The 22,757-nt window shown below is 55.7% G+C and carries 21 protein-coding genes; 9 read left to right on the top strand and 12 right to left on the bottom strand.

All coding sequences use genetic code 11. The features are described 5' to 3' along the window. Nucleotides 1-213: 213 nt before the first annotated feature. From AC0L28_RS27710 to AC0L28_RS27675, 8 genes are all read right to left on the bottom strand, one after another. Nucleotides 214-903, bottom strand: coding sequence for a hypothetical protein (locus AC0L28_RS27710; RefSeq protein WP_473481458.1), 690 nt, complete (start codon nucleotides 901-903; stop codon nucleotides 214-216). A 248-nt stretch (nucleotides 904-1,151) separates the two neighbouring features. Beyond that, on the bottom strand, nucleotides 1,152-1,838 hold the full coding sequence (locus AC0L28_RS27705; RefSeq protein ID WP_473481457.1) for a DarT ssDNA thymidine ADP-ribosyltransferase family protein: 687 nt from the start codon (nucleotides 1,836-1,838) through the stop codon (nucleotides 1,152-1,154). A gap of 661 nt (nucleotides 1,839-2,499) precedes the next feature. Then, on the bottom strand, nucleotides 2,500-4,377 hold the full coding sequence (locus tag AC0L28_RS27700; RefSeq protein ID WP_473481456.1) for an Hsp70 family protein: 1,878 nt from the start codon (nucleotides 4,375-4,377) through the stop codon (nucleotides 2,500-2,502). Next, on the bottom strand, nucleotides 4,353-5,387 hold the full coding sequence (locus AC0L28_RS27695) for a hypothetical protein (protein ID WP_473481455.1): 1,035 nt from the start codon (nucleotides 5,385-5,387) through the stop codon (nucleotides 4,353-4,355). Before AC0L28_RS27695 ends, AC0L28_RS27700 begins: the two co-directional genes overlap by 25 nt. 3 nt (nucleotides 5,388-5,390) lie before the next feature. Then, the gene (locus AC0L28_RS27690) at nucleotides 5,391-6,548 is read right to left on the bottom strand and encodes a hypothetical protein (RefSeq protein WP_473481454.1); all 1,158 of its coding nucleotides are present in this window, start codon (nucleotides 6,546-6,548) and stop codon (nucleotides 5,391-5,393) included. A 278-nt stretch (nucleotides 6,549-6,826) separates the two neighbouring features. After that, on the bottom strand, nucleotides 6,827-8,104 hold the full coding sequence (locus AC0L28_RS27685) for a DUF2130 domain-containing protein (protein WP_473481453.1): 1,278 nt from the start codon (nucleotides 8,102-8,104) through the stop codon (nucleotides 6,827-6,829). A gap of 42 nt (nucleotides 8,105-8,146) precedes the next feature. Continuing rightward, on the bottom strand, nucleotides 8,147-8,497 hold the full coding sequence (locus tag AC0L28_RS27680; RefSeq protein WP_473481452.1) for a hypothetical protein: 351 nt from the start codon (nucleotides 8,495-8,497) through the stop codon (nucleotides 8,147-8,149). Between the two features lie 135 nt (nucleotides 8,498-8,632). Beyond that, nucleotides 8,633-9,568: a helix-turn-helix transcriptional regulator gene (locus AC0L28_RS27675; RefSeq protein ID WP_473481451.1), complete on the bottom strand. Its 936-nt coding sequence runs from the start codon at nucleotides 9,566-9,568 to the stop codon at nucleotides 8,633-8,635. Here AC0L28_RS27675 and AC0L28_RS27670 point away from each other — a divergent pair. Next, complete coding sequence (locus AC0L28_RS27670) at nucleotides 9,509-13,078, top strand: TM0106 family RecB-like putative nuclease (protein WP_473481450.1); 3,570 nt, start codon at nucleotides 9,509-9,511, stop codon at nucleotides 13,076-13,078. The two genes, AC0L28_RS27675 and AC0L28_RS27670, sit on opposite strands and share 60 nt — an antisense overlap. Before the next feature lie 58 nt (nucleotides 13,079-13,136). Next, nucleotides 13,137-13,400: a hypothetical protein gene (locus tag AC0L28_RS27665; protein WP_473481449.1), complete on the top strand. Its 264-nt coding sequence runs from the start codon at nucleotides 13,137-13,139 to the stop codon at nucleotides 13,398-13,400. Nucleotides 13,401-13,477: 77 nt separating this feature from the next. Here the strand turns inward: AC0L28_RS27665 and AC0L28_RS27660 are convergent, their stop codons facing one another. The 3 genes from AC0L28_RS27660 to AC0L28_RS27650 are packed head-to-tail and all read right to left on the bottom strand — an operon-like array spanning nucleotide 13,478 to nucleotide 15,714. After that, nucleotides 13,478-14,287: a hypothetical protein gene (locus tag AC0L28_RS27660; RefSeq protein WP_473481448.1), complete on the bottom strand. Its 810-nt coding sequence runs from the start codon at nucleotides 14,285-14,287 to the stop codon at nucleotides 13,478-13,480. A gap of 29 nt (nucleotides 14,288-14,316) precedes the next feature. Next, nucleotides 14,317-14,934: a hypothetical protein gene (locus AC0L28_RS27655; RefSeq protein WP_473481447.1), complete on the bottom strand. Its 618-nt coding sequence runs from the start codon at nucleotides 14,932-14,934 to the stop codon at nucleotides 14,317-14,319. An 18-nt stretch (nucleotides 14,935-14,952) separates the two neighbouring features. Beyond that, entirely contained in the window at nucleotides 14,953-15,714 is a 762-nt protein-coding gene (locus tag AC0L28_RS27650) for a hypothetical protein (protein ID WP_473481446.1), read from the bottom strand. 203 nt (nucleotides 15,715-15,917) lie between these two features. Between AC0L28_RS27650 and AC0L28_RS27645 the strand changes: the two genes are divergently transcribed. The 5 genes from AC0L28_RS27645 (at nucleotide 15,918) to AC0L28_RS27625 (ending at nucleotide 21,532) form a co-directional block, all read left to right on the top strand. Next, the gene (locus tag AC0L28_RS27645; protein WP_473481445.1) at nucleotides 15,918-18,101 is read left to right on the top strand and encodes an AAA family ATPase; all 2,184 of its coding nucleotides are present in this window, start codon (nucleotides 15,918-15,920) and stop codon (nucleotides 18,099-18,101) included. Then, a complete protein-coding gene (locus tag AC0L28_RS27640; RefSeq protein ID WP_473481444.1) occupies nucleotides 18,098-19,411 on the top strand; it encodes an McrC family protein in 1,314 nt (437 codons plus the stop codon). Before AC0L28_RS27645 ends, AC0L28_RS27640 begins: the two co-directional genes overlap by 4 nt. A gap of 358 nt (nucleotides 19,412-19,769) precedes the next feature. Then, the gene (locus AC0L28_RS27635; protein ID WP_473481443.1) at nucleotides 19,770-20,378 is read left to right on the top strand and encodes a hypothetical protein; all 609 of its coding nucleotides are present in this window, start codon (nucleotides 19,770-19,772) and stop codon (nucleotides 20,376-20,378) included. Between the two features lie 486 nt (nucleotides 20,379-20,864). After that, a complete protein-coding gene (locus AC0L28_RS27630) occupies nucleotides 20,865-21,323 on the top strand; it encodes a hypothetical protein (RefSeq protein WP_473481442.1) in 459 nt (152 codons plus the stop codon). A gap of 8 nt (nucleotides 21,324-21,331) precedes the next feature. Continuing rightward, nucleotides 21,332-21,532 (top strand): hypothetical protein, encoded by a 201-nt coding sequence (locus AC0L28_RS27625; protein ID WP_473481441.1) that lies wholly within the window; start codon nucleotides 21,332-21,334, stop codon nucleotides 21,530-21,532. 79 nt (nucleotides 21,533-21,611) lie between these two features. On the opposite strand, the gene AC0L28_RS27620 is transcribed toward AC0L28_RS27625, so the two are convergent. Next, a complete protein-coding gene (locus AC0L28_RS27620) occupies nucleotides 21,612-21,857 on the bottom strand; it encodes a hypothetical protein (RefSeq protein ID WP_473481440.1) in 246 nt (81 codons plus the stop codon). Between the two features lie 213 nt (nucleotides 21,858-22,070). Here AC0L28_RS27620 and AC0L28_RS27615 point away from each other — a divergent pair, with 213 nt between their 5' ends. Together AC0L28_RS27615 and AC0L28_RS27610 are read left to right on the top strand one after the other, a co-directional pair. Next, the gene (locus AC0L28_RS27615) at nucleotides 22,071-22,343 is read left to right on the top strand and encodes a recombinase family protein (protein WP_473481439.1); all 273 of its coding nucleotides are present in this window, start codon (nucleotides 22,071-22,073) and stop codon (nucleotides 22,341-22,343) included. After that, complete coding sequence (locus tag AC0L28_RS27610) at nucleotides 22,298-22,588, top strand: hypothetical protein (protein ID WP_473481438.1); 291 nt, start codon at nucleotides 22,298-22,300, stop codon at nucleotides 22,586-22,588. The genes AC0L28_RS27615 and AC0L28_RS27610 overlap by 46 nt, the downstream gene beginning before the upstream one ends. The last annotated feature ends 169 nt before the right edge of the window (nucleotides 22,589-22,757 follow it).

Here is a 22,757-nt window from a genome sequence, read left to right as displayed (position 1 = left end):
GGTGGGGACCACTCAGTGTGAAATGGGTATTTTACACTGAGACCCCTCACCTATCGGCGATTATTGGAGTCCGTCGCAGACGTTCGCACCGCACGTATTTGCACCGGACCTTTCGCCTCCGTTGGGTGCTCGTGACGATGCCGAAATGCGACTACACCACCGTCCTCGCCAACTTGGCTTTCGTAGCCTAGCTGCTGCCGGGCCAGTCCGGCGCTACGAGCCCTTCTTGACGTCTGGAAGGCTCGTCACGCCATCTGCGAGCGCGCGCGCAAACGCCCGAAGTGTTGCTGTGTAATTGGTGAAGCGCTTCTTATCGAGCTTGATCGGATCGCCATCCTTGAGCGCGACGTTGCGCCCTGCCGCCGCCGTTATCCGGTTGATCGCTTTGCGGTTGAAGACCGGGATGCCGTGGGCACAAAGATTGCGGACCGTCACTGCTTCAACAACCGCGCGCTTGCCGCCTTTGATTCCCGACCAGTCGCGGCCGCTCGCCTTTAAGATGGCATCGCCCCAAACCTCCATTGCTACATCGGTTACATAGCGCTCAGCCGCCTCGCTGATGTTGCCAGCCTTCATGCCTGCGAAGCCAGTACGAGCGACCCCCTTGTTGGTCACAAGGAGTTCGACGAGTTCGCGCGCTAGATCCTCCGTCAATGCGACATACGTGGGATAGAGCGTCCGATATAGCACCTCCCCGTCGTTCAGCACCTGCTTGAAATCTTCAAGAACGCATTTGAACCCAGAATCGCCGGAGGGATCATGGACGATCATTGGCGATGGAGACGATACCGGAAAGTCGTTCACATAGGCCTTGTAGGAATCAAGCGCCATCTCACACGCCAGCCGGAACCGCGTTAGATCGCGCCAGCGGTCCCACATGGAATATCGCACCCAGCCGGCCATGCTTTCCCCACCCCTTGGAACAATGTGACGCTCGACGAGTTCGCGGACAAGGGGCGACCAAGCCGCTCCAGGTTCATTCGGATCAGAGGCGAGACCGGTATGCGCCTAATCACGTTTAGATCCATTTCATCGTTCGCTGCCTCGTAATCAATTCAAAGCGGCTGCAATACCGCGTCGAAACCGCGCGCGCTTCTGTCTCGCTCACTAACCGAACGTCGCGGACCGGAACAGGCGTCCTCCGAGACGGTTCATCCCCAACAGTAGGGTTTACGGCAGATCCGGGGGCTGAAGGGCTGAACCACCACTTTACACTCTTTGCGCCCTTTAGTGGCAAACGCTGCCTGGACGAAACCTTCGTGTTCAGGCGTCTCGATCCAGGCCTCCATGACGTAGTCTGGGTGGATGGGGCTCATTACCTGGACTTCTGAATCTGGGAAAGTCGGCCAACTTAATGGGAGGCCGGACTCAGCGCGGAAACTTGTCTTCGTCGGATCCGTCGACAAAGAGAAATCGTCGAAAAGCTTCTTGAGGGCGAACCCGCCATGCGTCGTGCTCCTCTCGTACTTCGTGGCGTTTGTCGCCGCGCCATTTCGGTGGAAGTGGCAGGGGCAATTCCAAAGAAGGCTCGGGTGCAACACAAGAATGACCCACGGCTTGTATCCTGAGCGGTGCCGCTTCGCCTCGAACATCTTCGGGTAGTAGCAAGAGATCGAGACCGAGATCGCGTCATCTTCCTCGTCGAGGCGATCGGCATCGCTAACATAAACGCCATAGTCGGTGTTCCGGAGATCTGACCGACTTAGAAGTCCGTGTTCAAGGATACCGGGCAGATTCTCTAGGCGCGAAAAATGCAGAACATCCTCGATCTGCCGGGTTCCGACAACCTCCGCGATGTGCTCCGCAATTGTCTCCCAGTAGTTCTTCTTGCGCGCCATGCCGACCCCCGATGCTCGCGGTATGGGGCGTAGATCAGGTCGGACCGGTGTCCGACAAGCGAATTGTGCATTCAGCCAAAGACACCTCGGTGTGAAACTGGAATTTTACACTGATGGACAGACTCGATCGTTTGACCTCGTGAGCTGGGCGTAGGGTTTCGTCCGGTTCCCCACACGCTTGACCACACACAAATTTTGTGCAGAGACCGTGTTTCGCGGCTCTTTAGCCTAAGTTTTGGCCTCAGTTTCTGCCGGCCGTTTTCGGAGTAACGCTCGGGGCAATTGCGATCGTCGTCCGATGCAAATTCGATGGCTCCTATGGCCCCTGGTGCTAGCATCATTCCTAGTTCGAAACCTGTTTGCTTAGCAGTCATTTTTTTCCATATGCACTCATTTCTCTGCTCAGCCAATAGCCTCGATTTTTTCGTGGCTTAGCACCGTGTGTGCGGCATGACGCGCCAGTCGAATGTCGGCTTTCTGCGCGTTTTGCCTGCTATATCCGGCCAGTTCTCTGGCGGCGATTTTGCGACTAGCGCTCTCGCGTTTGGTGATGCTGTTTCGATGCAATGCTGATGCGAGAATGGTGCTGGTTTCGGGAGGGACACTCCCGTTGCCATTTGTTGCTGCTCCAAATTGATTTGAGCCACCTGAGCGTAGCGCTTCAGGGCAATGGGGGTCCAGGGAGAATGGCCTGACCTGTCGGATACGCTCGGCGCCAAAGACACCGAGCATTGTCACATCCTTCCATCCTGAATTCGTATCGGGTTCGGTGGCAGTAAGGACAGTCCTTGTAGTAAACTGCCTCTTTGTATTGCCAATCAGAGTATTCCGGCGATCGAGCGTCAAACCAGTGTGGACGGTAGGTCGTGACTAGATCGCCCGGAACTTTTCCCCAAGAGGGTACTGCCGCGACATTTGACCGGAGCCGTACTTTGCCGACCGACCCGGTTTGAGCGACAGACAATGTACCTGCCGATCCGCCCTTTCGGACTCCTTTCTCAATCAGCGGGACGGATAATTTCTCGGTGGTGAAGGGGAACCTAAGTGTGAACTCTAAATCGAAGATTTCCGCCTTCATATGATCCTTCCGCATAGTTGATTGCAGATCTACGTGTGCGACGTAGTCGTGGTCTATTGAGACCTCCAACTCGAGGCGCTCCATTAGCGGAGCGGCCGATTCATCTACTCCCAGGTGCAGCGTCGTATAAGCTTTTCTATCCGAAAGAGCATCACGAGGGCGAGGTCTACTGGGGCGCGCAAAAGTGAATGAGGCGCGGCCCGATCGGGGATCGACGCAATGATAGACGGCTTTTGCGGCGCCTATCGACTGGTTCTCAATAGGAAGGATAAATGGAACTGGGACTATGGCTGCAAAAGTGTCATCTGACTGAAGTAGTTCGATTGGCTTTGCCAGGCCTAACCGTAGGTCATCGTGAGCGATCCACGCCGCACCCTCTGAAATGATCCTATCGCCATTCGAAAGACGGGGAGCACGTGCCCCGAACCGCTCATTTAGACCATCGCGAATGGCTGGCATGTTGACCATTCCTCCTGTTGGCAGGCAGAGTGCGATCTGTTGGTACGAAAGATGGTTCTGTTCCAACAACCCATCAATGGCGCCAAGTCCCCGATCGATGAGTTCTCGCGTCCAGTCTGCAACCGCCGAACGGGAGATTGAAACGCTTAGATCGCGACCGGGCCCTTCATGGCGAAGGTAGTTCCGAACGAATGTGGTCGCGGTTTCGCGTTGCGATAGCTCGATTTTCCGAAGTTCGCACTGGTTGAGAAGCAGGATGCGGGCTTCATCCCGTTCGACGCCGGATAAGTCATGAATATCATGCTGATCGGCATGGGCATCACGCACTTTGTTTCGAATTAGTTCGTCAAAACGATCGCCGCCGACATCGTCGTCGCCAATGTTTGCGATCTGGACAATCTGGTCCCGTTGTACCTCACAGAGAGTCAGATCGAGCGTTCCACCGCCCCAATCAAAGACCAAGACTCGGCAGCCGTCTAACTCCGCTAGGCGTCGGCGATAGTCGGTTTGAGATCGCAGGTACGCATACAAGGCCGCTAGAGGTTCGTGCACGAACTGGACGATCCCAATACCCGATTTCCTCGCTGCTTCCCTCAGCCTTCGCCGCCCCGCGCCGTCGAGCTTGACCGGGATCGTCATAACAACTCGGTTGGGCTCGTGTTTAGCCGCCAGCATACCAGCGGCGTCCGTTCGCAAGAACCGAAGCACTTCGGCTATGACGTCGCCCGGGTCGAGATCCCTTCCCCCTACATGGATCGGTGCGTCTTGGTCGAGTAGTCGTTTGGGGGATCGCACAAAGGAGCCCGTGATCGCCTCTGCTCCGGCATCAAGGTTCTCGCGCGCCTTGCGGCCCACGATCACTTCGCCAGCCCGATACCAGACAACCGATGGATGCGGCCGATCTTTTTCATCGGTAAGGTGAATTGGGCGCCCATCACCTCCAATTACCGACAGCAGACTGTTCGTAGTCCCAAAATCTAATCCGAAGACTTGTTCAACCATTCCATCTCCCTTTGGACCGCCGCGCGCGCGATCTCCAACCGCTCTCGTGCCACCTGTGGATGGGGAGGATCGGTGTCGATCGCATCCCATGCATCGTCCAGCAGACCAGCTACACCATCCCCTATTTCGCGCCGGAACCGAGCCTTCAACTTGTTCAAATCCTGGGTGGCGCGGGCTCTTGTCGCTTCCAAATCGGCTGCAAGCTGAGTTATCTCGACATCACGCTGACTCAAATCCCGAACGAGGTGCTGCACTCTTTCGCGCAATGCGGTCCGTTCATGCTCCAGCCCTTCCCTTTCGCGGCGTAACTCACCCACCACACCGATCGCTGTGCGTCGCGCTTCTTCGGCGATGGTGATCTCCGCTTCGGAGAGGGCCGCGATATCAGCAAGGTCAAACAACTGCTTCGAACCAACCCTTGTGAGGTGCTTGCTGGCGCGGCGCTCAATCGCAGCAATCCCGCGTCGTTCGCGTGGGTCGCCACCTGCTCTTTTTAGAGCACGAAGCGCATCGAGTGGTGAAAGCGCACGCCTAGCAACAAGAAGACTTAGCCCTATCAAAAGACAGGACTCTGCCAGTTGACGTTTCGGCAGGTCGCCTTCTCCTCGAATTGCGGGGTATGCCCAAGACAACAATTCGCCCCAGGTGGCCACTGCATCCTTACCGGGATCGAGTGCCCAATCGCGGAGTGGTTCATCTCGTGTGCGCACGATATTCTCACACCAGCGAAGGACCACTCCGGGTTGGGGCACAGTGTCGGCTGCGGCTCGCGCGAGTTCCACTACCCGGCTCATCTTGATGGGTTGCGCGTCAACGATGTCATGTGCTTGCGCAAGATCGACGTCGGCCAATGCTGGCCGTTTGGAAAGGAGCTGAACAAATCGACGTGCGGATACTTTTTCGGCATTTAGAAACTCTGCAAGCGAAGCGGGTACCGGCCTGGCTTCCTTCTTAGCAGGCGGTCCCTCATCAGTTGATTCCGGGACCTTTGGCCCTTGTGTGTTATTCACGTTTCAAACCTCTGCCAATTTGCTGCCAGCCCACGCTCCGAACGTGGGGTCGCCATCAAGCAATCTAATTGCTCGCCTAGCGCTCGTTTTGGCGCCAAGTCGAAGCGCCGCTGCGGCCCATAGCGCACGAATCTTCGCACGATCAAAAGAGTCAACGCTGGCCTGATCCGCAAGGGCATTAAATTGTTCCTCGGCCGCCGCTCCCCAGCGCGGGAGTTCGGCAGCTTGTTTCGCGAGCCGTGTAACCGTGTCAGTACCGACGTCTACCGGGCAGACGAAAACCCGAGCGCCCATCCGTCCGATCACCGACGTACCTCCCGTTTTCCATCCTTCCCCGTCCTGAGCTAACGGACCGAGTAGGGAATAGGCGTGATCAAGATGGGTAAATCCAGTCGCGTGCCGCCATCGGCTGAAATCGTTGAGGCTGAATCGAATGAGGGCGCAGAGCAGTTGCGCTAAAGGTCTTGCATATGACTGAAGAACGTAGAGAACTCGGTTCTGTATCTCATGATGATGGTGAATGCGAGTCGAGACGCCCGTGCGCAGGTCGCCATCTTTGAGGAGCACCGCTCTGACGTAGTCTGCTAGGGCTTCCGCATACTCCTCGGCTGCCCCGCCGCGGGTGGCCTCGTAGAACAAGCTTATCTTATGCAAATTTATGCCATCAGTACCAAATCTGGTCAAGAACAACTCATCCGCTTTTACTAATGACGCCTCATCAGGTGCCAAAACTCTGAGGTGATATTCTTGGACAACTGGCTGGAGTAGGCCGTCTCCAGCGTTCGAAAGCCGAAGCCGAAGGGATGCTCGCTTTATCTTTGCCAAACGCCGCGACAAAGTCACTACCGGGACCGATCGAACGGGTTCACCGTCAAATCCCGCAGCCAATTCGGTACAATTGAAAACCTCTAAGGATAGTGGCTTCAGACCGAGCCGAATTATGTTGTCTTCAGCGCTGGGCTCCGCGCCTCCAATGAGAAGAAAAGGCCGTTTGATGACGTGAAGCAATTGGAGATGCGAACCAAGGTTGTCACGCTCTTTAAAGCTGTGGCTGCAAAATGGGCACTGGTACGTGGGTAACGCCGGCTTCGGAGGCGGCGTAGGGTCGCGCGCAGAGAGGAAACGGTCGCGATCGCCTTCAAGTATCCAGCCGACGGTCATCACTGCCCCCACCTTTTGCGCAAGCCCAGACCGCTAGGCATTGGAGCTGCAAGTCATTGCATATCATCAAGACGTGACTGACAACCCGCAGCTACTAAGCTTTTGCTCGAAGAAGCTAAACCATCACGTGTTTCTACTCAAACAAGCAATTGGTGCCATCCCGACCCTCTAGTTGCCCAGCTTGAGAGCGCTTTGGTATGCCATGAACTCATTGCTCCTTCTTGATTGCCCTGAGCACGAGTAACGCCGTGCTTCTATGTCCGCCGATCAAAAGATACCTACTCAAATTCGCCCATAAGCGAATTCTCAATCATCAGCGGATCGAGTCCTTCAATGACCTGCAGATGCCGCCCGGCGATACCCTGAAGGTCGCCATACATTCCTGCGGTCGCCTCAACCACGCCGCGGATCTGTTGTTCACGCTTCGCCCACAACCTGGTCATGCTTTTGCGCTCCTTTTCGAGATCCTCCTGCATGTCGGTGAACTTCTCGACGATTGCTTCCACGCGATGTCGAAAACGCGGCCCAGTCAGATACCCATAAATCATCTCCATTTTGGTCTGCTGGCCTTCGCCGGCATGGCGCACGCCAAGCAAGGAAATGAGGGATTCACGCAGAGCTATGGCTACTGGAACCGCACATCGTGGTTCGGTCACCCAAACGCCGTCGATAAGATCGAACGAATGATCCATCCCCTGCGGCAGGGCATGTGACACAATAAGAGCCACATCTGCCTTGGCTACGCGCTGGTCGTCCCGCAGTTTTGCCAGCCAGTTTCCGCTCCAGTTCTTGGTACGCTTGATCTCCCACAGGATCGTGCCGGCCAGCTGTGACGTCGGTCCCATCACCCGCTGGATGATGTCGCCACCAAATTCGCCTTTTCCCACTGGTTCAATCCGATCACGTGGAAACTTTTGTCGCAGCAGCGCTTCAAACTCCAGTTCCTGCACTTCACCCTGCAGCTGTTGCGATCCCTGCTCGGCACGCCGCTTCAAAAGCTCAATCTGCTTCTGCATAGAGCTGATCTGCTCTTCCTTCTCGCGGACCTTTAGATGAAGGCCATCCTCCGCCTCCTTCTTCGCTTTGTCGCGCACGCTGACTAGCGATTCCTGCACACGCTGTTCGACAGTCAGTTCTAGTTCGCGACGTGCGTCATCGAGCCCCCTTTGTTTGCGGAGCGTCTCTGCTTGGACCTTCTGCGCCTCCCCCAACTTTTCATCGCGCTGCTGGAGCAGTTCCTTCAGATCGCCAATTTCCTTTGCACGTTGCTCCAGATCCGACGAAACCTTGAGTGTGGCGCGCTTCGCCTCCTCCGCCGCAATCCGCTCACATTCGGCAACAAGTTTTGCTGCCACTTGTTCATCAACAGACTCCTTGGCGTTCGCGACGTCTTCCAGCTGTCGCCGGACCATTTCTTCGCGCGCTCCGATTTCGGAATCCTTGTTTGCCAGCCGCTCTTCGAATTCCCGCCGCGTGGCGTCGATCAATGGGGCCGCCAAAGACTCCGTTAGCTTGATTTCCGTTTTGCATTTCGGACAACAGATCGTCGGTTCCATTTTGGCCTCCCTTTCCTTCGAGCCTTTTCTACCGCCGCTTTCTCACCCTGCGGCTGAGCCTTGCTTCCTCAGGGACAACCGCAGGTGATAGTCAGACACCCGCTCCAGGACGACTACATCGCCCGGCTCCGCCATAGTGTGCCGAAAGAATTCTCCGACGAACGCCCGATCGCGAAAGAAAAGCCGTGGCTTGCCGGCCTTAGTAGTAGGCACGTCGGTTTCCGTTTGAAGGGAGCCGTATTCAAGGAGCATCCTGCGCGGCGCCGGCTTGTCCTTGGTGCTGCCGCCGAACACGTCAGCAGGCAGCTTGTGAATGAAGCTGGTTATGTAGAAATGGTTGTTGGCGACAGATTTCCCTAAATTCCCGTGGGTTAGCACACTCTCATAATCCATAAACTTAATGCTCCTTGGCACGCCCACCGTCGAAACAGCCAGGGGGTGTGCCTCAGTTCCCATAATCCGGTGACAAAACCTGTCACCGGCTACTGGTCACGCACCTTGCATGATTCGGAAGGATGGATCGCCAGATTATGGAAGCGACGGGAAATCCGATCGCCGATACTCCTGCACCATCTGACGCAGGGCTTGGGGACCTATCACTTCTACCTTGTCGCCCCACATATAAAGATGCCAGCACATCTCAAGGTGCCCCGACGCGGAGAAGCGCACTAGGAGCGAGCCGTCAGGTTGGTCCTCCAGCACCTGATCCGGATGAAAAAGAAAGCTGCGGGCCTGTGGAGCGGCGTCTGAACTGAACCTCCAAACGACCTCGCCAAACTCGCTGTCATTCTGGAAGGCTCCGAATGCCTGGCGGGCGTGCCGATTGATATCGAAGCTAGGGTCGCGCTCGAAGATTTCTCCGGTTAATTCGGCCCTCTCGATCTTTTCAGCAAGATAATGCCGGAAGCTATCACCGGCATCCAATCTAGGCCTTGCCACGAGATAGCGTCTGATTCCGATCAATACGCCGTACGGCTCGATAATGCGTTCGGTCGGCACGGCAGCGCTACGAGACTGATAGATGATCCGCAGCCGCTCCGAACCCTTCAAAGCCGTCGCTATGGTGGCGGCGATTTGAGGAGCCAACCGCGAGACAGGCCCGGGACGCGCGGCTAGACCCTGCGCCTCAAGAAGGGCATCGTGATCTGTTTCCAGCCGAGCAATTCTGTTACGCGGTACCAGGGCAACGATCTTCTCCCTGAGCGACCGCAGCATGTCTGCCTCCACACCTTGGGCGTCGCGTTCGAGTGTCCCAATCGACATGTCCAGCGCAGCCAGTTCGTCTGGAGTGAGCGTGAGGAGATCGCGCAGGGCAGTCGTATCCAGGCGCCATCTCTTTCGGCCCTCGTCGTCGAAATGCGTTTCCGTATCCGGAAATCTAAGCTCGAGCGTATGGAGAATCCGTTGGGCCGTGCGTTTCGAAACGCCGAGCCGGTCAATGACATCGTCGGTGGTTACCCCCATGCGACGCGCGGCTACATAAGTCGCGAGATCGATGAGCTGCTGCGCTTTTTCGAAAGACATCGGCATTTACCGTTTCAGGTGACAGCTATTGTCATCTCCACTGCTTACGGCTTTATTATCATCGGTGGTGGGGAATCTGACATGAAGCTGGAAGGCAAGGACATCTTGCTATCCGCATCGGACCTGATGCGCTTCATGGGGTGCGTGCACGCCTCGGCGATGGATCTACGCAGTTTGCGGGGCGAGCGGCTGACGCCAGCTGAGGACACTGAAGATGCGAAGCTCCTTCAGCAATATGGCGATGCGCACGAAGCAAACTACCTGGCTAAGTTGCATGCCGAAGGTCGCCGCATAATCGAATTCAGCCGAGACATCGATCTGCGTACCGCAGCGACTGCTACCAGAGAAGCACTGAGCGAAGGCGCGGACGTCCTTTTCCAAGGCGCCCTCCTCTCGGCACCGTGGGGTGGTTGGTCAGATTTCCTCATCAAGGTGGACAAGCCGTCGGCTCTAGGTCCTTTCTCCTATGAGGTGATCGACACCAAGCTAAAGCGAAAGCCCGACCCGAAGCACATCCTGCAGCTTGTTCTCTATTCGGATTTGCTTGCCAAGATTCAGGGAGTCGATCCCGACCAAGCCCATATCGAGCTTGGCAACGGCGAGCGCTTTTCATTCCGGCTTCAAGAATATTCCGCCTATGCCCGTCAGGCGCGCAAGCGTCTGGAAGAGTTCGTGGCTAACCCGCAGGCGACATCTCCTGATCCGGTCAGGATGTGCCAGCTTTGTCGCTGGCGAGATATCTGCAAGAGTCATTGGGAAGAGACTGACAGTCTCACTCTCGTGGCTGGGATCGCAAAGGGCCAGCGAGACAAGCTGACCTCGGCTGGCATTTCGACCATGACCGCTCTTAGCCGACGCAACACGCCGGTACCGAGGCTCGCCGAGGCGACACTTACGAGGCTGACAACTCAGGCTCGGCTGCAGTCTGTTCGGCGCGCCGGTGGCCCGCCAGCGTTCGAATTGAAGCCGTTTGACCCAGCACGCGGACTTTCACTGCTCCCTCGGCCGGACGAGGGAGACCTTTTTTACGACATCGAGGGCGATCCGTTCTACGAAGATGGCCTGGAATATCTGCACGGCGTCTGGTTCAACGGTGAAGGCGACGGCATTTTCCTGGACTTTTGGGCTCACGATCGTGTCCAGGAGAAAGAAGCGTTGCGCCATCTGATGGCATTTTTCGAAGATCGGCTTCGCCGGTTCCCTGGGGCGCACATCTACCACTACGCGGCCTACGAGATCTCCGCGCTGCGGAGACTTACGAGCAGCCATGGGATCGGCGAAGCGCTGCTGGATCAGCTGTTGCGGCAAAACCGCTTTATCGACCTTTATCGGGTTGTTTCCGGCGGTCTGACCGCCTCAGAACCGGCCTACTCTCTCAAGAATCTTGAAGTTTTCTACATGGAACAACGCACCGGTCAGGTGAAAACCGCCGGCGGCAGTGTTGTAGCTTATGAAAAATGGCGCGAAACAGGCGACCAGGCGATCCTTGATGAAATCCGAGACTACAATCGTATCGACTGTGTCTCTACGCAGTTGCTTCGCGACTGGCTGGTGTCCGCAGTTCGTCCACACGACATCGAATGGCGGGCTTCTAACGAGGACGGAAGCGGCATCGATTTCGAGAGAGTTGATACCGAGCAAGTGGCCGGCGACCAACTGCGCGAAAGGCTGCAGCCAGTTCGTGATCGGCTGGGGGATCGGATGGCCGACTTGCTGGTTGACCTCGTCTATTTTCACCCAAGAGAGAAGAAGCCTGCATGGTGGTCGATTTTCGACAAGATCAGCGCCGGACCGGATGAACTCATCGACGATCTCGATTGCCTGGGCGGGTTGAGAGCCGTTTCGTCGACCTCGAAGATGGGCAGTTATTGGCAGCGAACCTATGAGTTCCCCGAACAGGAGACAAAACTCGATATCGGCGATTGCAATGTCGAATTAGAGGGACTGCCAGCGTCGGTTAGGCTGGTTGAACTCGACCGAGTTCACAACACAGCGATCGTGGCATTTCCTAAGAGTCGGTTCGACGACGCACCGGCTTGCACAGCGCTCATTCCGTCTGGACCGCTCGACACACGTCAGATCGAAGGTGCCATCCGACGAGTGGTGACATCCGTCATCCATAACGATCGACATTTCCCGGCCATCCTCGACTTCCTTGAGCGTTCCAAACCTCAATTCACAAGTGACAATCGGCAGCTCACAATCATCGATCCATCTCGAGAAATCGTCGCCGAAACGGTCACAGCGTTGGGCGACCTCAATTGTTCAACCATCGCGATACAGGGTCCTCCGGGCACAGGTAAGACTTATGTCAGCTCCCGCACGATTATCGATCTCGCTAAGCGGGGAAAGCGGGTTGCAGTCGCTTCCAATAGTCATAAAGCGATCGACAACCTTCTCTGCGCTGTCATAGACCGAGCCAACGACGCCGAGATCAACGTCGCGGTCGCAAAGAAGGGTGGCGATGGCTTTAGCGATGAGTACCGGTCGATTTACGTGGCATCCAAAAACGATGACGACCAGCTGCTCTCTGCGTCTGTAGTAGGTGCAACGGCCTGGCTTTTTTCACGGCCAGAATTCGAACAGATGTTCGATTACCTGTTCGTCGACGAAGCCGGGCAGGTTTCGGTGGCGAACATCGTGGCGATGGGGACCTGCGCGAAGAACATAGTATTGGTTGGCGATCCGATGCAGTTGCCACAGCCAATCCAGGGTGCCCACCCCGGAGAAAGCGGACTTTCGTCTCTTGAATATCTGCTGGCCGGTCACAATACAGTTCCTACCGACATGGGCATTTTCCTACCCGTTTCGCGGCGCATGCACCCAGACGTCTGCCAATTCATATCCGACATCGTCTACGAGAGCCGCCTCACCTCAGATGAAAGCGCAGCAAAGCAGGCTCTCCTTCTTGATCCTGGCAATCGATCGTCAGGTGTCCATCTTATGCAAGTTCCACATTCGAGGAACAGACAAGTTTCGGTCGAAGAAATTGCTGCGATCCGTAACGAGATTGATCACTTGGTCGGAGCGAGGTTTCGTGACCGCGATGGCTTGGAGCGCAGCTTGACGCTGGACGACATCTTGATCGTGGCGCCCTACAACGCGCAGGTCAATGCGCTGAAAAGGTCGCTGCCCGCCGGGGCACGCATCGGAACGGTCGACAAATTCCAGGGACAGGAAGCACCGGTTTGCATGGTTTCGATGACGACCTCGTCGGCGGATGAAATACCTCGGGGTGTCGAGTTCCTGTTCAGCCTCAACCGGATTAATGTCGCCGTTTCGCGCGCGCAAGTGCTTGCGCTTGTTTTCGCCAGTCCGCGTCTCCTGGAGGTTCCCTGCAGCAGCGTGCACGAGATGCGGCTCGTCAACACGCTCTGCGCCTTGCGTGAGTATGGCCTGAGGCAAGAAGGTGGAACGATGCCTCCCGTTTCACAGGTGCAGGCTGCATGACAGGAATTGGCATCCCCCTCTCCTACCTTCCAGATGAGACAGGAAGGAGGAGAATTCGATGTACACGCACCACGCAAAAGTCCGCTGTCAGCAGAGAGGGATCAAAACCGAAGTTGTCGATGCCATCCTCGCCTATGGGCGTCGCAAGCGCCGTCACGGCGCAGACGTGTATTTCATGGACGGCAGAGGACGAGCTCGCGCGAGGGGGGAGTTGGGCCGCGAATACGCCTCTCTCTCGGACTATTTGGACAGCTATCTCGTAATGAGCGATGATGGAAAGATAATTACGGCAGCAAAACGGACACGGCGACTAAAATTCTGATCCCTTGAACGACAACGGAAGGCGTTCTTTGGCAAAGAAGTGGACAATATTTGAATGCAGAATTCGCAATCCTAGCTCTAAGGTGATCCCATTATCTTATTTTTATTTATTTTGAGTACCACATTGTTGTCGCAATAGAATTTGTATAGGGCAGAGGCGACGCTCAGAGCCTCCTTTATTTTTTGTCCGCCTAGTTGGGTAGAGGTCGGCCCGGGTGCGGAAATCGGCACCGCAATCACCTTGGTGGCGCCCAACATGACAATAGATGGTTTTCTCGATGTGGCCTGCGCCAGGGAACCAAGATCCATATCGTCACGAGGCATCGCCGAAGCTCCCGGCCAAAACGACAAATCAACTGTTCCCTTGGTAATCTTCCAATCTATCGTAATTTTCGGCGGCAGATCGGCTTTGAAAATAACCCAGTTCGATCCGGCCCCTTTGGAGCCCGGCGATTTCATAGCCAATTCTGGGTGCTCCTTGCTCGCGGTCTCATAGATGCGTTGCCAAAGTGTGGTCATGTCATCCGACCCTTGGCGATCGGTGGAGAAGTCGACCGTCGGCTTAATACGTACGTGAGTTACATACCCATCAGGCCCATTCTGGGGATTCGAGAGAAAACTTGGCTCAGCGAGCGCGTGACTGATACACCCCAGGTCCATCCGCCTCCGATCCCCATTGAAATCGATGAAGACTGGAATAGCGTCAGAGCCGAGGTGCCATGAGATGTTCAAAAGCATTTTCTCAAAGAACTGCTGGCGCTGCGGATCCGGCGCGCGTGTCGTCCTTTCAAAGGAATCCGCTGCAAAGGTGTCGGCGCTTTGAACAAATACATCTGTCCCCTTGGTCCAGGGATCGTAATCCAACGGTAGGAATGTCCATTCCGGCACGTTATCCTCCAGGACGCAATCGAGCCCTATCAGAGAGGGACATAAGTCCTCTTCCAACGAGAGTATGGGGTTCCGTTGGGCACTATGTCATTACGCCACCAAAACCCCCTAGCCTCATCGATCCAGATTTGCTGACCTTCGCTGCGTAGCCGATCTATCGCCGAACGCACTGGCTTTTCGTCAGCATCGAGCAAAGACATCAACGTCTTTACCGTAACCGGCCCCCGGGCCTTAAGAGATTCCAATACCTGCGGCTTGAGTTCACTACGATCCTGTTGCCCGGCTACCGTCTCTTGTTGCCGCCGCGCGATAGTAACGTGGGTAACATAACCGTTGGGTCCATCCACCGGCGGAGCGAGTAAAGCGGGCACCGCAAGTGCATGACCAATGCAACCTTTATCCATCCGCCTCTTATCACCGTTGAAATCGATGAATACTGGGATGGACTCCGATCCCAAATGCCACGCGATGGTTCGCAGTTTTTCCTCAAAGAACCTTTGGCGGCTCTGATCGGCGGCGCGGCTGATTTTCCCAAACGAGCCTGCGCCGAAAGTGCTAGCACTTTTCACGAAAACCTCTGTGCCGGTTTCCTGCAAATCCCGATAGAGTGGCTCATAGCCCAAAGAGATAAACGTCCATTCTGGCATTCGCTTCACCGCCAACCACTAAATGATCTCGCGTCCTGTTGGCAAAGACCTAGCTTCTGCATTAGCCAACCGCCAAGCCGCTCGGATGAACGGCTTGACGTATTCAGCATCTTCCTCGCCAGCGATCCGAAACTCATCTTTCACTGCCCAACCATGGCTATCGGGAATTCTGTGAATTGCGCCTCGTGAATCCGCCAGTCCCGTGTCGATCAATCGAACCAAAATCGCGCTCCGCTGAACCTTGATCTCCAGGAAGCATCTCCTGGATCCGGGGACTTTGTACGCAATCCGCTGCGCAGGGGTCACGGCCTCACCTTCATGTAGGCGATTATCTATCTCGAGAATATGCTGCCGCAGTGACCGGAGGATTGGTTGCCGTGGCGCGTCTGTATAAGCAACATGATCCTCGAACAAAGCCGACGATTTGCCATCTACCTTCCCGTCCGATGGCATCGGAGGATTGATTGCCACATGGGTCAGGTAACCCTCGGGCCCGTTCCGGAGAGGGATCAAAAATGAAGAGGCAAGCGCATTGCCGATACACTCCCAGTCCATCCGCCTTTTTTCACCGTTGAAATCCACAAAGACGGGCACATGATCAGTTCCCAAGTGCCATGCGATCGCAGCTAGCATCCGTTGAAAGAAGTTCCGACGCTCTTGGTCGGACGCGCGGGAGACTTTGATGGAATTTGCGGATACCGTATCGTCGCTCTCGACAAAGACTTCTTTTCCTCTACCCCATCTCTCATAGTCCAGGGCAACGAAGGTCCACAGTGGCATAGGAACACCCCCTCCCCGCCAACTCCGATAAGCTGAGGGAAATCACATCATACTATTGACGTCGAATGGGTCAAATCGGCAAATTCACTTGTTTTGTTCTGAAGGGTTATTCCTGTTGGAAGATCAATGACGATGGCCTTTGAGGCCCCTGCTCCGGAGGGAGTCCGTGACATCGCTACTTACCAAACGAGCGGCGGCCTTTGATGACCCAAGCCGACGACATTCGGGAATTCGTGCTTCGAGAGTACTTCTCAAAGACCCGTGCAAACCCCGAAAAGACATTGACAATACGTGCCGGTGATGTCCATCGCGACATGCGCCTCGATAATGCCCACCCTGCAGTATGCAGTGTGCTTGGCGGTAACAAGCTTCTTGAGGCATCGGGCTCACGCCTTATCAAGACAGTCGGACCAAGCAACAGCTCCACAACGGAATTCTTCTACGAATTACTTCCTGTTCGTCTCGACGTTGGTGTAGCAGAGGCTGCGTTAAGGGAGCGCTACGGGTCGCCAATACTGGCAACTGACAAAATGGTTGCTTTCTCCTTGCGAGACGGCCGATCGATCGCCCTGCAGAAGGACATCGAAAAGGTCCAGCTCTGGATCGAGCAGAGTGATAGGCAGCTCGACCCTCCAGTCGCCGAGTTGCAACACTATCCTGCTGAAAAAGGAAGGCACTCCAACCTCCCTCCTCGGCTGAAGAACAATCCGTCAGATGAGTATCGAAGACAGGGTTATCCGAAGGCTGTTGTTAGCGTCAGAATTAATGACGTCCCACAGCTGCAGCAGTTTCTCGACTGGTATGAGAGCGGCATCGTACCTGTCGATTGGGATGACGGTCAAAAGAGAAAGAATGATGATACTATGAACGCCGTAGCTCCCACCAATCTTATCCTCTACGGCCCACCAGGTACCGGCAAAACTTTTGAAACGGCAAATGCTGCTGTCAACCTATGCGACGGCACCCTTCCGCAGGACCGAGAAGGCGTCATGAGGAGGTATCGGGAACTTGTCGAGCGAGGTCGCATCGCGTTCGTCACATTTCACCAATCATATTCGTATGAGGATTTTGTCGAAGGGCTTCGTCCTGAAACACCGTCGATTGACGGAGCGGAGGACAGGCCAACGTCAAGTGCTGGTTTTGGGCTCAAAGTCCATCCAGGGATTTTCAGGCGCATCGCCGAACTGGCAGGAGAAAACCGCGGTCGGTCCTCTAACCCCCCAACGTTGGATGCCTCCACGAAGGTCTTCAAGATGGCTCTTGGCCGAAACTGGAGCGAGGAAGGCGAACTATATCTGCAGGACGGTCTTGACGGCGGCTTTATCGCGCTTGGCTGGGGAGGAGATACTGACTGGGCTGGCCCAGAATATGACTCCTTTGAGGCCATCAAGAACCGGTGGCAACGCGACCATCCGGAAGCAACCGGCAAAGATCCCAACATAGAACAGCTGAACGCTTTGCGCCGATTGATGCGAGAGGGGGATCTCGTCGTCATCTCCGATGGTGCCCACAAGTTTCGGGCAATCGGACAAGTTGCCGGGGCTTACTACTTTGATAGGAACGCTGACTACCATCCACATCGTCGCACAGTCCGATGGCTGTGGCACGGTTCCGAAAGCCAACAGCGAGATCTGATCTACCGAAAGATGTTTCGACGTCAGTCACTTTATCAGTTGGACTCAGAGGCGATCCGTTGGCCCGCGCTCGAACAGCTGGCAGCGAGCAGCGGAGATAGTGTGTCAGGCAACGCACCGGAACCCTACGTCTTGGTGATTGACGAGATTAATCGAGCAAACATCTCGAAGGTGTTCGGCGAGCTAATCACCCTTATTGAACCGGACAAGCGCGTCGGGGCGAACAATGAGCTCAAAGTCACGCTACCCTATTCAGGGAAGAGTTTCGGAGTTCCGATTAATCTGCATATCGTTGGAACGATGAACACCGCAGATCGATCGATCGCACTGTTGGATACGGCACTGAGGCGGCGTTTCCAATTTCGCGAAATGATGCCTGATCCCAGACTACTGCCCACAAACCTCGACGGAATAAACGTCAGTGCCGTTCTGTCCAATCTGAACGAAAGGATTGAGAGCCTTTTTGATCGTGAGCATCAAATCGGACATGCTTATTTCATTGGTTGTCGGTCCAAAGCGGAACTCGATGACGTAATGCGAACCAAAATCATCCCACTATTGAGCGAATATTTCTATGAGGATTGGGAGAAAATTCGTCTGGTCCTGGCTGACACCGCCGATGAAGGCGGTTTCATCAGACGCCGAAGACTAGCCCCAATTGGCGGCAGCAATGGCGATTTCGGCAATGACCGGTGGCGATACACGCTCCAGCCCGCATTTGATTTGGCGGCATACAGACAGCTCGAGGCATGATCAAACGAACCATTCGCGAATGGGGATACCTCCCCATCGACCGACCTGGTCAGGGAGAGTTCACCCGCGCAATTGCCGATCGGCTTTTGGAACTCAGTCGCACCAACCCATTGGGCGGTGAAGATGGCGAATGTATCCTGATTAATCATCCTCATCGGCTGCGAGCGCAACAGGTCGTCGGCGTGTTGGCCGCCCCAGGGGTCGCATTAGAGATTCTCCCCAAGATAGATGGGGCCGACAACGATGGCGCTACGCGTCGCAGCCTCGTTCATATGCTTGCGGCTGTCATCGATCTCGAAATTTCGGACGGCGCCATAACGGATCTTGATTGGCAGAATGATGATTTGCTCGAGATCCTTATTCGCCTCTTCTGTGATCAGCTGTTCAAAGCGCTGCATCGCGGTATGCCAAGACAATACATCGAACACGAAGATGACCTGGCAGCTATCCGTGGTCGGCTCGTCCTCAAGCGGCAGTTCACGACGTTGTCAGCCACTCCACAGCGGCTTGCTTGTCGGTTCGACGAATTGAGTCCCGATATCGCTCTTAACAGGATAATGAAAGCTGCGGTCTCGCGTCTCTTTAGCATCGCGAGATCGCCTCTCAATCAACGGCGATTGGCGGAGCTTGCTTTCGCATTTTCAGAAATTTCTACAGTGCCCGTGGCCCAATTGCCGTGGGATCGTGTGGCGATAGACAGGACAAACCGCGCCTGGGCGCAGCCACTCGAATTAGCGAAGCTGCTCCTTGGTCGACGCTACCAGAATACCAGCAGCGGAGAGGGCCGAGGCTTCTCTCTCCTCTTCGAAATGCATACTCTTTTCGAGGAGTTCGTCGGTCGTAAGATCAGGCAGGCGCTTTCAAAGACGAAGTATGCGGTCTCTTTGCAAAGCCCAACAGATCACGCGTTGATCAACTACCATACCGGCAAGCGCTCGTTCTTGACTCGCCCTGACATTGTAGTCTCCCGTGACAACGGCCCTGTGCTTATCATCGACACGAAATGGAAAAGATTGAGCAGCGAGATTGATGATCAGAAGCACGGCGTGAGCCAAGCGGATGTTTATCAGCTAATGGCTTACGCTCACGTCTATCGGTGCGACCGTATGATGCTGCTCTATCCCCATCACAGTATGCTGGGCCGAGAGGCAGGTTTGATCGCCACACACCACATAGCCGGTACACTTGATACTCGGCTCGGATTCGTAACGCTCTCTCTATCCCAGCCTCGATTGGCGGCAGAGCAATGTCATGGATTGATCTTTGACGAGGCGGGCGCTGTGAACTTGCCCCATCTCCTTGCTGCATGAGTCGCATAAATCAATCCTTCAGTCAGCGCTAATCGGAACGATCGCCATCCCAGAGACCATACTACGTCCATATTCGGCTTGGGTTAGACCTGTCGAGAATCTCGCCGACCCGATCGGTAACCTGGCGAGAAGCTGGTTTAGTTGGATTGTCACGGAACTCCCTTATTTTCACAGCTCGACCTAATCTCATCAGAACGAAAATTTCTCATAGATTCCAGGCGGTCAAATGATGGCTCCAAGTGACTGGAAAGGACATTTCGCTCTAGTGGATTGGTGTAAAATAACTCATGTTGCCTCGACACCGCCGCGTGACGCGGTCGCCGGGGTATGCTCGAATAATTTCCTGGGGATAGACTGGATGTTCCACGCACTTGGCGACTCGCTCGCCTTGGCAGAAATTGCCAAAGCGATTTTGCCACCAATCCTGACGGTCGCTCTTGCGTGGCTCGTTGGCAATCGCCTCACAGCCAGTTGGAATTTGCGTCAGAAGCAGAATGAACAGGCACAAGCGCGTACCGACGATTTCTTCCGTATTTACGGAGAGCTGTTTTCGACGTGGAAGGCTTGGAATTTTTTACTCGACAACAAAGGAGAGGACTTTGCTTCGCAAAGGCTGGACCTCTTTAAGAAATCCGCTGCATCCGAGGGCACGATGGAAGCGCTCTTCGTAAAGCTGTGTGCAGAGCTAGTGTTGGAAGATTCGGAGCTCGCCCGCCTTGGTTGCTTTCGCCAAGCCTATCAAAGTCTCCGACAGGCCATCAGGACCGGTAGTAAACTAGACTGGGGCTCGTCCGAAAAAATTCAGTACCTCGCGTTCAAGCGTCTGTCGACAAACGTAGCCAGCCTTCTGGCTATCCCAAGGCACACTAGAGAAACTCCCTCCTGGATTAAAGCTAGAAAGCAGCTTGAGACAGTGACTTCAGACCAGTGGGAAGCGACCTGGTTTAAGGTAGATAGAGCAGCGTGAGTAGACGTTGGGAGAACCTCTCAGTGTAAAATGGGTGTTTTACACTAAGGGAAGCTTCTGGGCAGAATCGACGCCGTGTCGATCGGGTGTGCCATTGCCCATACAAGCCACCGCACCGCCGGGCGACGCGACAATCGGATCAAAAAATGATCGTCGGACATGCGTCCAATTTGTGGGAACCGATCAAGCGGAAACACATATCACTAATCGGCAGGGCGAACTCGCGGTTTGGCAACGTTCGCGGGTCCCCCCTCGGACTCCGTCGTGCCCGGAGCGTCTTGGCTTTCAGCAGGCGATGATTTCGCTCCCGAAAGCGGCCTGGCCTAGAAGGAGATTATGTGATGATTCTGAGCACCGCCCCTCGACCGACACTCCGCTGGCCCAAAATCGCCCGTCGTCGGGACTTGGCCTCCTGGAGCATGATTTCCGGGAAGGCGAGGCCAAGGCAGGCCAGGCGGCGAGTGTGGCATCTGGTGAGGCAGGCTGATGGCTCGCCCCAGCCATCAGCCTGATGCTTTTCATCGCCGTCAGGTAGAAGCGCTGGCAGGCTATGGTGTTCCGGAGGCGGACATTGCCGGGATGCTCGGTATCGATGCGAAGACGCTGCGCAAGCACTATAAACACGAACTGGCCTTTGGCCACACGAAGGCCAATGCCAAGGTGGCGGAGAACCTCTTCCGCAAGGCAACGGGCGAAGGTCGTGAATCGGTCATCGCCGCCATCTTCTGGCTCAAGGCACGCGGCCGCTGGAAGGAGACCTCGGTCAACGAGCAACTCAGGCCTGGACCGGCAAGCCGATCGAGCAGGTGCATGAGATCCGCCGCATCATCCTTCGCGCCCCGGATCCTGGAAGCCTGGGCAAGACTCCTCCCGGCTCACCACCAGCAAACCAACCGAGCCAAATGGGCCCCGATATCGAAGCTCCTCTGGAAAACCGGCCACTGAGCTCCAGGGTGGAGGCGCTGGCCGGCTTCGGGCTTAGCACGGCCGACATCGCCTGCGTGCTCGCCACAGACGAGCAGGACCTCAAGGCGACCTACGCACATGAGCTCGAGAGCGGCGCTATCAAGGCCAATGCACGGGTCGCCGAAAGCCTCTACCGCAAGGCGACCGGTGAAGTCGGGAGGCCGTCACTGCAGCAATCTTCTGGCTGAAGACCAGGGCGCGCTGGAAGGAGACCTCCATCCATGAGCTAGAGGGAAAACTGGACACATCAGTGACGTTCGTGACCACCTATGAAGATATGAAGCTCCTGTAGGTGGCATGATCGTCCGTCGGACGGCTGGTCCGCTCATTTCCCCGCTCGGATAATTTTTCGTCGGCGAGGGTATTCTCAATGGCAGCGATATTGAGCTCAAGCATGGCCACTCGTTGAATCGTGCTGGCGCTCGGTATTGTGTTCTGCTCGGCGGCGGCGAGAAGTAGATCGCGCTGCTCGTCCTTGAGACGTTTTGAGAGCGTCGTCAGTTTTTCGTTCATGTTAAAACCCCAATGACCCAGAGTGGCATAGGACACCGGCTAAGCACGCTCAAGACCGCGCGTCAGCAAACCTGAGCGGAGCGCAGGCAATTTCCCCGGTAGGCCAGACATAAGTTGCTAGTGCTGGCCTTATGAGCAAACTGCAAACGGTGGTTTGCAGTTTGCACACCCCGGGATGACGCCGCGGCCGCCCGCTTTGCCGAGGCCGAGGGGATGATCATCCTCCAGGAGTTCACCGAGATCGAAACCGGAAAGGGCGCGGATGCTCTTGATCGACGTCCACAACTGACAGCTGCCCTCGCCCTTGCCCGACAGCTAAAGTGTCCGGTCGTTGTGGCGAAGCTCGACCGACTCTCGCGCGATGTTGCCTTCATTGCTGGCCTGATGGTCAGCGCGTTCCGTTCATCGTCGCCGAAATCGGAGCTGACGCCGACCCGTTCATGTTGCACCTCTATGCCGCTTTGGCCGAGAAGGAGCGGCGTATGATCTCTGAACGGACCAAGGCCGCCCTCGCCTCTCGCAAGACCACTGGAATGAAGCTCGGCAATCCGACCAACACAGCGGAAGCTGCAGCGAGAGGTCGGAAGAACTCGATCCGGGAGGCTGACAGATTTGCCCAGACCGTGCTGCCGATCATCGACTCCATCCGGCGCTCTGGCGTCGCAAGCCTGCGCGGCTTGGCAATCGCCCTGAACAACCGGGGTGTGCGCACAGCGCGCGATGGTCAATGACAGGTTTCGAACGTGCGAAACGTTCTCGCGCGGCAATCCCCTACTCTTTTATAAGCGGGAAATAGCCGCTACTAAAACAATCTGGCGCGAGGCTCGGCAATTCGACCAACGGCGGCGAGCCGGCTGCGAAGGGTCGCAACATCTCAATTCGTGAAGCCGAGCGTGCCGC

Source organism: Mesorhizobium sp. WSM4847, assembly GCF_055811335.1.
This window is presented reverse-complemented; position numbering and strand designations above follow the sequence as displayed.

Coding starts and splice junctions, on each gene's coding strand:
- AC0L28_RS27710 (WP_473481458.1), bottom strand. CDS start 903: ATGGCCGGCTGGGTGCGATATTCCATGTGGGACCGCTGGCGCGATCTA.
- AC0L28_RS27705 (WP_473481457.1), bottom strand. CDS start 1,838: ATGGCGCGCAAGAAGAACTACTGGGAGACAATTGCGGAGCACATCGCG.
- AC0L28_RS27700 (WP_473481456.1), bottom strand. CDS start 4,377: ATGGTTGAACAAGTCTTCGGATTAGATTTTGGGACTACGAACAGTCTG.
- AC0L28_RS27690 (WP_473481454.1), bottom strand. CDS start 6,548: ATGACCGTCGGCTGGATACTTGAAGGCGATCGCGACCGTTTCCTCTCT.
- AC0L28_RS27685 (WP_473481453.1), bottom strand. CDS start 8,104: ATGGAACCGACGATCTGTTGTCCGAAATGCAAAACGGAAATCAAGCTA.
- AC0L28_RS27680 (WP_473481452.1), bottom strand. CDS start 8,497: ATGGATTATGAGAGTGTGCTAACCCACGGGAATTTAGGGAAATCTGTC.
- AC0L28_RS27675 (WP_473481451.1), bottom strand. CDS start 9,568: ATGGGGGTAACCACCGACGATGTCATTGACCGGCTCGGCGTTTCGAAA.
- AC0L28_RS27665 (WP_473481449.1), top strand. CDS start 13,137: ATGTACACGCACCACGCAAAAGTCCGCTGTCAGCAGAGAGGGATCAAA.
- AC0L28_RS27655 (WP_473481447.1), bottom strand. CDS start 14,934: ATGCCAGAATGGACGTTTATCTCTTTGGGCTATGAGCCACTCTATCGG.
- AC0L28_RS27650 (WP_473481446.1), bottom strand. CDS start 15,714: ATGCCACTGTGGACCTTCGTTGCCCTGGACTATGAGAGATGGGGTAGA.
- AC0L28_RS27645 (WP_473481445.1), top strand. CDS start 15,918: ATGACCCAAGCCGACGACATTCGGGAATTCGTGCTTCGAGAGTACTTC.
- AC0L28_RS27640 (WP_473481444.1), top strand. CDS start 18,098: ATGATCAAACGAACCATTCGCGAATGGGGATACCTCCCCATCGACCGA.
- AC0L28_RS27635 (WP_473481443.1), top strand. CDS start 19,770: ATGTTCCACGCACTTGGCGACTCGCTCGCCTTGGCAGAAATTGCCAAA.
- AC0L28_RS27630 (WP_473481442.1), top strand. CDS start 20,865: ATGGCTCGCCCCAGCCATCAGCCTGATGCTTTTCATCGCCGTCAGGTA.
- AC0L28_RS27620 (WP_473481440.1), bottom strand. CDS start 21,857: ATGAACGAAAAACTGACGACGCTCTCAAAACGTCTCAAGGACGAGCAG.
- AC0L28_RS27615 (WP_473481439.1), top strand. CDS start 22,071: ATGATCATCCTCCAGGAGTTCACCGAGATCGAAACCGGAAAGGGCGCG.
- AC0L28_RS27610 (WP_473481438.1), top strand. CDS start 22,298: ATGTTGCACCTCTATGCCGCTTTGGCCGAGAAGGAGCGGCGTATGATC.